Source organism: Pseudomonas fluorescens group sp. PF-69 (assembly GCF_054481235.1).
This window is the reverse complement of record NZ_JBTMNC010000001.1, coordinates 4,977,188-4,989,630: the sequence shown is the minus strand read 5'-3', so window position 1 is coordinate 4,989,630 and position 12,443 is coordinate 4,977,188. Positions and strand designations below refer to the sequence as shown.

The 12,443-nt window shown below is 54.7% G+C and carries 4 protein-coding genes; all 4 read right to left on the bottom strand.

The features are described 5' to 3' along the window. Nucleotides 1-8 precede the first annotated feature (8 nt). Complete coding sequence (locus ACX3YF_RS23600) at nucleotides 9-4,712, bottom strand: RHS repeat-associated core domain-containing protein (RefSeq protein ID WP_458974405.1); 4,704 nt, start codon at nucleotides 4,710-4,712, stop codon at nucleotides 9-11. Between the two features lie 75 nt (nucleotides 4,713-4,787). Further along, a complete protein-coding gene (locus ACX3YF_RS23595; protein ID WP_458974404.1) occupies nucleotides 4,788-8,168 on the bottom strand; it encodes a hypothetical protein in 3,381 nt (1,126 codons plus the stop codon). Between the two features lie 31 nt (nucleotides 8,169-8,199). Then, a complete protein-coding gene (locus ACX3YF_RS23590) occupies nucleotides 8,200-10,602 on the bottom strand; it encodes a hypothetical protein (RefSeq protein ID WP_458974403.1) in 2,403 nt (800 codons plus the stop codon). A gap of 34 nt (nucleotides 10,603-10,636) precedes the next feature. Continuing rightward, on the bottom strand, nucleotides 10,637-12,409 hold the full coding sequence (locus ACX3YF_RS23585) for a hypothetical protein (protein ID WP_458974402.1): 1,773 nt from the start codon (nucleotides 12,407-12,409) through the stop codon (nucleotides 10,637-10,639). Nucleotides 12,410-12,443 lie beyond the last annotated feature (34 nt).

Genomic DNA, 12,443 nt, shown 5'->3' with positions numbered 1-12,443 from the left:
GCTATCCGTTAATTTTGCTCCCATTGAAAGCGACCATCTCGCGCTCTTTTCTCTGGTTTGCGCAATCCTGTTATGCGTTTTTGCACCCCAAAATAGGAGTCCTCGCCTGCAACAGCCTTGAGATTAAAAGTCTCCATCCCCCCTACCAACTTTGTGGATACGACTGCGCCTGGGGCATTTTCAGCTTGGACTCTTTTGTACATTTCCGGAAAATTAATTCTATTTTGTTCAAAAGCCCCTTTTACCAATTCCGGTCGCTTCCCTGCCGATGCGGTGGCCGGTTTCGAGGCTCGACTTGCTGATGTCGAAGATGTGCTTGCTAAAGCCCCATGCTCCACCGGAGTTGGCGGATTGATTTTTGGCGCGCTGCGCGGCGCAGCCACGCTTGCTTGAGCTGACGGAAGTGTGAACCGACTTTTAGCACCAAGGTCGACCATCTTTTTGGGAATTGGACTTGCACTTGTTGCAGTGCCAGCAGCCGACCTCGAAATCGAACTGGCTCCCGTTTCCAGCACTTCATCTCCCCCTACCATAAGTGCTGCAAGGAGAAGCTTAAACATCGAATGCCCCGTCGGATCCGTATAACCGATCGGATTCCCCGACACATATGTATAGCCATTCAACCCACCCTCTCCAAACGGACTCCAACTGTCCGGACTGTTAAACCTCATCAGCAGCGGATTAAACACGCGATAGCCTTTGCCCAGAAAATAGTGGCCACTGCCCATCTCGCGTAGTTCACCGTTGTACCCTTGAGTACCCTCTCCACCGATCGAATAACCATAAGGCGTATAAGCCACGTCCAGACGTTCGCCACGGCTGAGTTCACACAGCACGCTGTTGCTCTTATCGCCGGCCAACAGCAGGGACTTTGGGTTGGCACCTTCCTGGTGCTCGGCGAGCACGACACCTTCTGCTCGCACAAAAGTGCTGCTGTCCGCGCCTTTTACCAGGCTGGTCAAATCGCCATTCTGGTAAAAACGCTGTTCGTTGCCGCTGTCGGAACGGCTGCCGCTCAGGGTGTCGAGCGAGTCATAGCGATAATCGCTGGCGGATTCACCGCCCAATGCACTGACGCTGATCAAGCGGCTCAGGCTGTCGTAAGCCAATAGTCGACCGGCTTCATCGTTCAACAGATTGCCGTTGGCGTCATAGTCGAAGTCGATCCTGGGCGGATAAGCGGGATCGCCGGGGCGTGGAGGCCTCAGTTCATTTTCCAGCCCGCTCAACTGGCATGGGTCTTCATTGTTGTATTCGAAGTAAATCGAATGACGGCCGCCATCGAAGGTGGTCTCCAGGTACGTCAGGTTGTCCTTTTCATCAAAACCGAACATCTGGCTGATGATGGTTTTGCCATACGGGTCCACCGGGCACTCGCGGCCCTCACAGCGATAATCCACCAGCCGCCCCCGTTCATCGTAGGCGTAGGTTTCATCGCGCAGCAGGTCACTGCCTTGCTGCAAGGTGCGGTGCGTCAGGCGGTCCGCTTCGTCGTAGACCTGGGTCAATGTCTGGGCGATGCCCTGCCCAAAGTCGAACGTACGCAGTATTTCGCGTTCAAAATCGTCGTAGCCGATCGTGATTTCCAGCGCTTGATCGCCATCGACCGTCCTGATCGCCTTGACTCGCGCAAGATCATCATAGGTGAACGTTGAACGCGTGTTGCCCAGGCGAGTCTCGACCAACTGCGCCCGTGGATTGTAGGTGTAGGTCTGGTGCTGGCCGAGTACATCAATGTAGTTCAGCAGACGCGCCTGGCGACTGTAGGCGTAATGCATCACATACGGATCTTCACCGGTTTGCCCACGGCGCTCGCTTTTGAGCTCACCGGTACTGAAATACTCGCGTTCGAGTACGTGGGTAATGCCGTTCTCATCGACTTCCTGGGTTTTCCTCAACCGCGCATTTTGCTGATCGTAAGTAAAGACCGCGGTGCTCTCCACAGCGATTCGCTGTTCCGGGTCTTCGCCCAGTTCCGGCCGATAAACGTAATCCGTCGTGACGCCGCTGGGGCGCAGTACGCTTTTGGGCTGGCTTTGCCCTGGATCGAAGGTGTATTCGCTTCGCCGCCCTCCAGTGGTGGACGCCGTCATGCGATCGAGACCGTCGAACGCCTGGGTACCCAATTCAATACCGGCGACACTGATGCGCACGGGCAAGTCTTCGCTGCTATGGGGCGCATACTCACGCTCGACCTCGTAGTAGTCCGGCAGCACGGTCTTGACCATGCGATCGAACGCATCGTATTCGTAGGCTGTCCGGTTCCCCACGGGGTCATGCTCTTCAGCGGTTCGACCGATACCGTCATAGCTGTAAAGGTGTTCGCTATAGGCCACCGCGTTGGGTGCAGCTGGATCGACGCCCTGGGCATAGCGCTTGATGCTGTCCGGCTTCTCGAACAGATTGTTGGCGGTGACGGTTTTGCCGGTGGCCGCCTTGCCCTCGACCTCCAGCCACTGGGTCGTGGTTTGACGAATGGGGTCGGCCACTTCATGTTCCTCTACACCATCGGCGCGCACCACACTGCGCTGCTCTCCCCAGTCGTCGTAACGGAAACGGCTGGTCAAGGGAACGTTCTTCGACCCTTCCCAGTCGACGACCGTCTCGCTGATCAGCTGTTCACGGTTGTTGTACGTGGCTTCGTAGGTAAGGCGTGGCGCATCGTTGGGGTCAAAGTCCGCAGCGTCGGCGTCCTGGCGGGCCTCCTTGACCGGCCGGTTGAAGCCGTCCAGCCACGTGGTGGTGGTGACCCCTTTGACGTCGCAGGCGGTTTGAAGCGCCTGTTGTCCGACGGTGTTGGTCAAGGTGTAGGTGTAGGAACGGCTGGCTTCGTAAGCGGTGTTGGGCGCCACGGTCTCCTTGGTTACCCGGCTCAGCAAGTCGTATTCGTAGGCGATTTCGACATCGTTATCGTCTCGGTTGAGCAACGGTTCGCCGTTGAACATGGAATGCATCAGCGTGTATCGCTTGCGCACCGGCTTCGCGGCAGTGTCGTCGAACCCGACGATTTCAGTGTCGGTGTGCAACACCGGTTCCCCGGTCCGGGCGTACCGGGCCGTGCGATAGCTGTAATGGGTCTCGGTGACGTTGCCTTTGTGCTCCACCTCATCCAGCCGTTTGCGGCCATGCTCGAAGGGGTTACCCGGATCATTGATGTAGGTGTACGCCGTTGATTGCAAGGCCAGTTCGTTACCTGTGCGGATCTGCATCAGCGTTTCGTTCTCGATCGCCAGCCACGGTCCATGACCGGTCAAGCCCGGCAGTTCGCTATAGGTGTAGCGGGTCTGCAGGGTGGGAGCATTGCCGTAGTCGGACTTCGCCGGGGTCACGGTCTTGCGCTTGAGGTTGCGCACGAAACCTTGTGGGTCCGCCGGGCATCCTGGTTCGCCCTCGGCCTTGTACCACTCGCTGGTCTCGGTCACGCCGTTGGCGTTGACCTGGGTCAGCAGATTGCCGAAGTTGTCATAGGTGGTGGACACGGTTTCCACATGGCGCGGTGTCGTGGCGGCAACCAGATGCCAGGTCTCGGTCACGGTTTTCGGCAACTGGCAATAAGGCGGCTGATCCTTGAACTCCAGGGCCGGGTCGAAATGATAGTCGGTGTCGGTTCGTTTGAGGGTGTGTTTGCCTGGGTCGCTGCTGTATTGGGTGGTTTCTTCCAGTGTCTGCAAATGGAAGTGGTTGAACACCCGGCGGGTTTCCTGGATTTTCTGGTTGCCATTGCCGTCCCAGAGGATCTCGGTGGTTTCGTACCAGTAGGTCGAACGCACCTTGTACAGGTTATCCAGGCCGTCATCACTCCAGGACAGGCCGCTGCCATAGCCGAGAAAGTTGTGGTCGCGGCTGTCGTATTCATAGCGGGTTTCGACCGGGGGTTGGCCGAACCCCGGGTTACGCACGTGGCGCTCGACCCGTGGCAACTTGCGCGAGGCCAGGCCCGGGAAAGAGTGCGACCTGGCCGAATAAGTGACGGTTTCACTGCCACCGGTGGGGGTGTCCACTTGCGCAAGGCAGGTCAGGCCCTCCTTGGACGCATAGCCAAAACGCCACGAGGCCTGGTCGTCGGTGGGCAGGACCAGGCTCTGGGTTTCGCCGCCGACGATGTTCAGGCGGAACAGGGCTTCGTACGCGCTGCCCGGAAACAGCGTGATGTCCAGCCAGTTGGTGCTGCGCACCAGCGTGAGCAGTGGCGTGCCATCGGCATTGCGGATGCTGCTGAGCAGCGGGCCCGTGCCGAAGGCCACGTATTCGAGCGAAACGCTGTGGCCCTGGGGCGAAAGCATTTGCACCGGCAGGGCGATATCACCTTGCACGCGTGCCAGCACTTCCACCAGGCCGGATTTATGCTCGACGCGGTAACGCTGGTTGCCCAGGTCATGGAAGTGGAAGGAATCGATTTTTTTCTCGGGAATCTCCACCCCATTGGCGCCGGGATTGACCTTGAAACTTTCACCGGTGTAGAGCGACAGCATGCGGTTGGTGGTATTGAACTGCGACTGTCGAAGGTTCCAGCCCTTGCCGAAGCCGCTGTCGGGTGTATTGAGCGGGTTGAAGTTGAGTGGCAGCGGAACTACCGGACCGCACAGGTTATTGGCCTTGAGTTCGGGCAAGGAAATGGCACAGGTGTACTGGCCGGTGCGAGGATCGACTTGGTTGAGTATGAAACTCATGAAATTGAAGGCATTGGAATGCACAGCGGTAGATGTAGACATTGTTCACATCCCACGATAATAAATATTTAGAGAGGTGCGAAGCAGAACGCCTCGCACCTGGATCTTGCTTTAACGTCAGGCGCCGATAATTCTCAACTTGTTCCGATTGTTACCATCGAAGCCGATTCGCACACTGTGTTTATTGCCATAAACATCGATGACAATCACATGCAGGGAGGTATCGAAATCCGCTTTGGCATAACGATCAAACTGCCAATATTCACGGCGATGCAGGCTGAACAACACCTGACCTTCAGGCACCGGGAACGATGGATTAACGATGGGAAGTGGTACCTGGATCCTGCTGTCCAATCGGCGCAACAGAATATCGTCAATGTGCAGGATTTGCTGGCCCTGGGCATTTTTGACATCGGACAATGCATAACCGGTGATACTGAAAACATCCTCCAGTTGAGTATCGCTTTCCCATTTGACCATGCTGGAGTTACCGACAAATTCAATGTCTTTTATTCTTACTTGCACACCCTTGATCATCAACTTCAAATAATAGTAATAGGTGTTGTTTAGAGTAACGTCGTCTCCATCACCCTCCACCCGGAGCGGCTCACCATCACCGAACGTCAACAAGACCTGACCGACAGTTCCACCTTCCGGCGGTGCGACTGCAACGAGGTTGCATGTCTTGTTATTGTGCTCTCCGTCGTCTTTGCTCGGGTTGGAATAAAACGTCTCTCTGTTATCACTGCGAATGCTGGCCGAAACCATCAGGTTCTCGACTTTATGGCACTGCACAAAAAACTCTTTGACATACATGGTTGGCGCGCGCGTTTGCCCTGCGAGCGTCGGTTGAGCAGTGACAAGATCCGGGTGAGGCCTATACCCATTTTCGGTTTCACTGACATACCATTTCCCCCCCTCCGGTACACCGTCCTTACCCACTTCTGGCAATGGATTTTTTTCATCCGCCGAGACCAGACGAATACTCTTGTACTCTGCCTCAGACAGCTCCAGCGGATCAGGCGCCCCTTGATAGTCCGCCGGGCGGAACCGAACCACGACCCTCGCCTGCTGCAATCCATTGGCCCAGACCCGGGTTGGCGTGGCATCCACCGAAAAATCAAAGGTGTCGACGGCGAACCAGTCCGACTGCCGGGCGTGCTCGTTCAGGTGAACGATGCTGTAGCCGGAAATCACCCCGGCCAAGCTGCCTTTAACCACGCTATAGGGTTGTGATATGACGCTGGGAGCGGTGAATTCGCCTGTGGCGGAATTGATCTGCCCTTCACCGGCGACCACCGACCAGACAAGAGGGGCGTCATCGGGATTTTTCAAGAACACACGGCCATTTGGCCGTACACCGGGAACGAAGGCCGGAGTAACCTTCAGTGAAAAGGTCCCGTTGAGCAACAACACCGTTGCGATGGCCTTGTCACCGGTAAGACTGTCCTCAACATCGATCAGTACCGTTTCCAAGGTGTTCGCAGGTGGCGTCAGCGGCCGCGTATAGATGACCTCCGGACCCTGATTGGCGCTCAGGGAGCCCTGATTGCCACGTAAAGCCCACTTCAGCGTGCCGGCCCCCAGGGTGGTCGCCTTCAGCCTGACCGTTGTTGCGCCATTGTCCCTCATATCAATCTGCGCCATCGAAGGCGTCACCACCACACCGGCCAGCGCCACGGTAACCAGTGCCGAGGCAGTCACCTCGTTACCGGTGGCAGGCTCGGTGTAAGTGGCGGTCACCACATTGCGCGCCGCCGTGCTTTCGAGCAACTGCCCCCCCGGCGCCGTGTATTCGCCATTGTTGTTGATGCTGCCCAGGGCCCGGGCACCGTCGACACTGCGTACGCTCCAGGTGACATCTGCCGTCTTGATGCCGAGTTGGCGGATGGTGAAGGTTTGCTTTTCACCGGCCTTGATCACCGGCATCAGCGGATCGAGGGTGAACGTGGTTTCTTTCGGGTCAATGTGCCCGAAAAGCGCCAGGTCACCGGGCAGTCGTGCTTCGGTCAGTTGCAAGGCATTGCGTTCGGGGAAGAGCAGGTTGCTGATGGCCAGGACGTTGATTTCGGGGATTTCAATATTATCAAAATCCTGTAACTCTCGAACAACGGAAAGTTGGAAATGATTATTTAGCCACTCGCGTTCAGCTGCCGGCATTGGAAACAATGCCTCACCGGCTTCGTCGAAGCTGAATATATACTCCACATAATACGAGGCACCCGACACCCGGACAAACTGAACATCGTTATCAGCTCCAACAACGGGCTGCATTTTAAATCTGACAGAAACACTAACAAAGGGAAAATAGTCAATATCCTTATCCGGAGTCGGTATAGGGTTGTTTTCATAATAGTTGAATGGAAATTTAACATCGGGACTCCAAACAAACTCCAATAGCGACTGCTCATTTACCAATACCCGCATCGCCTTATCATTCAAAACATTATAAAAATCAATCTTTAGAGGACCTCTGTTCGTCAGTGTTTCATCATGAAAAATATCCTCATTCCATACCAATTTAAATCCCGGAAAATCAATACCCCCTTCAATCGCTCTCAATGATCGAGTGATGAAATTTGAATCATCTACACGTTCAAACCTTAAATTATTTCCAATTTGCTTTTCCAGTACTAACTGAATATACCAATCGAACACTACCCGACTGGCCAACACCAACGACCCCGAATAAATGGCCTTCCCTTGCGCATCCCGATCATTGGGAATCAAATAGTCCAGCGCGCCTTCCGCCGGGTCACTCCCTTCCCGTGGATTCCCCTTGGTCCTGACCAGCAGCACTACCGCCCCCTCACCGTAGTCGTCGGATGTGCGAATCTTGCCTTCCTCAGTGGCCATGGTGCGGATAATAAATGAACGGGGTGCCAGCAAATCGACGTCGCGCAAGTCCAGCATGCCCAAGGTATAAACCCGGTCCTCGGGCTTTTGCTCAAGAAACAGCGCCTTGAAGAAATCACCCAGCTTCCCTTGTGCATTCGGTTCAGTCACCAGGTTACAAAGGCAGTTGTACCCCTCGGCGATATCGACAATCACCTGGCCCTGCTCATTGACCGTGCCCTTGCTGGCGGCGAGGTCGATGTCCATGGTTACGGTGTACCCTTGATGGGCGCTCACCACATAACTGTAAAGAATGGTCTCCGGGACCTGGTTGCTTCCCTTGCGTACATAGGAAACCGTGCCCGACACAATATCCATCGTCGCTGTCACTCGGGAGTCACGCAGCGAAGCCTTCTCGAAACTCAAGCGAGGCTGGCTCAGAATCAACCCACTCAACTCAAGCACCTCGGAACCGTCCGGCGTCATCGCCGGAGCACCGAAGACTTGCTTCATGAAACTGTCCTGGTTGAAGCGCGTAATGTACTGCTGCTCCAACAGGCTGTTGACTTTGGCCCGATTCATGAATACCACGGCGTCCCAGCCGAGGGTGATCGATTTCCCTTGCATCCGACGCGTAAGTTCAACCAACGAATAATTTGACATGGTGCACCCGACTTAATGGATAACTTAATAATTAGGCACTGCGAACGGTATGATCGACCGCTTCAATCAGCTCTGCGTATTTACTCAGTGGCAAAGGAATGGCAATTTGACCGTGCATTCTTGCAGCGCCGGCAATATTTGCAGTGCCGGAAAGAACAACAAACTCACCCGGCTCAACCTTGTCCGGCTCGGTATATATTCCGGTAGCGGCATCAAAGCTGCCGTTTCCTGAAAGTTTGCTCCAGGTCAGCGTGATTATGCCGGGAGAGGGAACAATAGGCCCCGCTTCACCTATCAACTCAAAGTGCGCCTTGCCACCCGGAAGATCACTTGAACTGGTGAGCACCATGGGGGCAAATGTCAGGATTTTCTCAATCATTAGTGAGATATGAGTCACAGCGCCAGTCGTGGTGTTCTTGATCTCGATTTTGTCAATCGGAAAAGGCGTATTGATGTCCATGTTGGTGCCGGCGGTGTACAGATACTGGTTTGGAACTTGCGGGACTTTCGTTACCGTCGACCCCCATTGCGGTGTCAAGATGTTCCACTGCAGTGCTTTCTCGTCCAGCGATTGCGCAGTCAGGACCATCGTATTGCCTGTTTCGCAACTGGCATACAATGGATTGGCCACAATGACGCTATGCATTACGGACACCAGGGCCGAACTCTTGACCGGTGTGCCATTGAGCATCCCCTCGGCAGTGACCATCACCACTACGAAGCCTTCGCCCAGACTGCCTGCGGGCGGCGCCGTGTATTCGCCAGTCGAACTGATCACCCCGGGTTGGGCGATGTTGCCGTCGACATCCTTTACGCTCCATTGCACGTTGTCGGGCCTTGGCGACAGCGTGAATGACAGTTTGCTGCCGGCCTCGATTGTCGAGTTTTTCGGTTCAAGCGTTGTGGTCGTGCGCAGCGGATCAACTTGACCGAAAACCGCCAGGTCCCCAGGTACAAAGGCGTCGGTCAGTTGCAAGGCGTTATGCCCCGGGAACAATAAATTGCGCAAAAGGAATGTATCAAGCGCAGGAGTCGTCAGCTCTTTGAGTGGTTCATAAACATAAGGTTGAAAATACTCTTTGATTCGGGGCACCAGGTAGGTAGTCACGTCCCCTATATCAGGCAAATAGTCATACCCCACCATATCCAGCAAATATTGAGAGCTATTCATGTTACGTCTGAAACTGACGACACCCGTTTCATTGTTCAATACCACATCAAACTTGACGCTGTATTTAGAAACAAAGTCGAGCTCACCATAATCCCATTCGGGAGCAGTCGGCCATGCCCAATAAATAACCCGACTAAACGGAAGCGTGTAGTTCTTATTCCAGAAAAACTCAATATACTCTCCGCCCCCTTTTATGGTCAGCGCCGGCCCACCCTCGTCTATATTGAAACGGGTATGCAACTTTGTTTGAAAGGTCGCATCAAAATCATCGGCGCGGACTTTATAGTCATAGATAAACTCTTTTTCAACGCCACCGGTGGCGCCTCTTAAACTCCATCCCACATCCTTCCCGCCACCATTTTCAGGTGTGTAATCCAGGAAAGTAATGCCATTCCCGATATCAGATGTCGCCGGGGCGCGCATGATCTTGTCGAAGAGCACCCTGCTCGAGAGGAGCATTGCCCCAGTATATTTGGTGCCGCCCTCGTCCGACGGAATCAGATAAGTCGAATTGGCACTCGGAAAGGAGGTGCCATCCACACCGTCCCTCAAAGTGATGAACATCATCACAGCGCCATCACCGTAGGCTTCATCTCCCAGCACAGCCCGCGAGTCGGACTTCATGGTCTTGATTTCAAAATTTTTAGGCGTCAATACACCGTTCAGGTCGCCCGTCAGTTCCCCAAGGGGGAAAATTTTGTCATCCGGCTCCACCTTTGTATCAAAATACTCCTTGAAACGTCGGCCCACTTCTTCCTGGGCAAACTCGCCCAATACAAAGTTCGCCATGAACCTGTCGGCTTTACTGATATCAATTACAACTTCACCCAGGTTACTGACTGTTCCTTTGGTGATCTGTTGATCCATCCATAACTGGGGCCCTCCCACCGGAAGTACCTTCAGCATCTTCGAGACAAAAACAGCGCCACCGGTATTTTTTTTGGTGCTGACAATCATTCCACCGACCATGTCCATGGTCAGACGTGCTCGCGCAGGCTCACTGGGGTCCGCGGTTTCGAAGGACAGTCGTGGCGCACCAAATTTCAAATTGAATATGTGTTCCTTATAAGAACCGTCGCCCCAACTTGCCTCCATATTTTCCGGTTGGAAATAGCCACTCCCCGTATTGAATCGTTCAACGTAGAGTTGATACAGCAAATCGTTGGCTTTACGTTGATCGTATAACGTCAAGGCGTCCCAGCCATGGGTCATGGACTGGCCCTGCATTTCGTCGACCAACTGTTTCAATGTCAACTTACTCATGTCTCAGTACCTCCAATAAATGATGCTTGCGCCGTCAAGCCAGAAGTTTCATTGCCAGCGGCCGATTAAAAACGATAGTCGTGTGCCCACCATCAAAACTCGCACTGGCTCTCAAGGTTAATGTGCTGTTGATGGCAATACCGGCCAGGTCCGCTCTAAGCAGTCTGGCCTTGATGCCGTCGGTAGTTTCTTCAGGCTTCACCTCACGGACGGCAATAATGTCTCGCTCCGCAATGTCGGAAGCGGCCAACCATAAACGCACTGTTTGCTCAGTCGACATGAACGACCAGGTTTCCACACTCAACAAGGCACCTTCCGGTGGAATATCAGACAGGCTGAGAGTTGCCGGCGACCCGATCTGGGCTTTGTCACACTCAATGCCGGGGTGGCTGGTGATATGTCGCATAAACAATTGCAAGGGAGGTTCGGCTTCCTGGCCTGCCACCTTGTAAGTCACTTCTACGGTTTTAAGGAAGTTTGGCGGAAGCACTTCGGGTGGCACCCGGAACTTAATGGGGTTGAGTTGGCTGTATACCTTTGTTTCATAACTACCCGCCGGGCCAAAACCCTTCCAGTGGGCAGTGACTTCATCGCCATCACCAATGGTGGCACCGGCCGGTATCGTGATGTAGGCACCGCCGATCGCCAGGCCTGGATTGAGTTCATCACGTCCTCCGATGACCACGCTGTGATCCACCGTCGGCGTCGGCAGGACGAGAGGTTCGCGAATACTCAATTCCAATGCAGCACCGGAACCGGCCGCGTCGGGCCTAGCGTATTGATAACGCAGGCTGACAGTGCCGCCGCGGTTATCCAGTAACCATTGCGCGGCGATGGGTACTTCAATCCTGCCGGTTTCGATGTTGGAGATGTCGATCTTCAGGTACTGGATGGTGTTTTTATTAGGCCCACTGCCAGAACCGGTGCGCGTTCCGTACACCAGCACTTCATCACCAACGCGAATACCCGGATACACCGGAACCACCACACGGATGCCATCGGGAAACTGACCGGGATTGATCTCGCTACCGGTCAGGTCCTTGACGCTGGCCACGGGCAGTTCCGGCACCGCAGGCGGTGTCACCAGGAAGGTGCGTTCGGCCGATACGGTGTTAGCGAGCCCCGACGAGGCATAGGTAATCTCGTAATGCAGGGTGATCTTGCCGCCTCGCAGTGCTGCTGCGCTGGTTCTGGACACTGTCCAGCTCAACACCTGGCCCGGGTTATTGCTCGGGTCGGTATCGGTATCGCTCAACGTCTTGGCGGGAATATTGACGGCGGGGCCATTGCTGCCATCGGCACGCTCACCTTTCCAGAAAACCCTGACCACGTCACCGTTGGACATAACGGTGTAAGGGACCACCGCAATGGTCATATTGCCGTCAATCGCATCCGGGTCCAGTTGCAGGTCATGGGACTCTTTGATCTGCGGCGCGGATAACAACCCATGCCTGCCAATTCCGAAATGGATGCGCTTGGACTCTTCCCTCGGCGCTCCGCTGACACGTTCCAGAAAAAACGAATAGAACACCTGGCCCTTGTCCCCCGCCCGCACAGTGTGATTCGGGACCGGCATCAGGAACTCGGTCTGACCCGGTTGCGGGTCCACGTCGATCCTGAAATTGCCGTGATCTATCGGAGTACCGTCCTCGGCCAACCCGAGCCAACTCTGATAAAGGGCATCGCCCAGTTGGGGATCGGTATACCTGGCAAAAGTTGAAAGTGGTCCGCCATTCAACGCATCCGGATCAACAGTACCGTTGATCAAAAGTGGAATGATCGGCGCGTCTAGATCACCCGCGGGCATAGTATTACTCCTTCACAATTCAACAGCATGAATA

What these genes read in the sequence shown, in the direction of transcription:
- ACX3YF_RS23595 (WP_458974404.1), bottom strand. Translation starts at nt 8,168, where the DNA reads ATGTCAAATTATTCGTTGGTTGAACTTACGCGTCGGATGCAAGGGAAA.
- ACX3YF_RS23590 (WP_458974403.1), bottom strand. Translation starts at nt 10,602, where the DNA reads ATGAGTAAGTTGACATTGAAACAGTTGGTCGACGAAATGCAGGGCCAG.
- ACX3YF_RS23585 (WP_458974402.1), bottom strand. Translation starts at nt 12,409, where the DNA reads ATGCCCGCGGGTGATCTAGACGCGCCGATCATTCCACTTTTGATCAAC.
- ACX3YF_RS23600 (WP_458974405.1), bottom strand. Translation starts at nt 4,712, where the DNA reads ATGTCTACATCTACCGCTGTGCATTCCAATGCCTTCAATTTCATGAGT.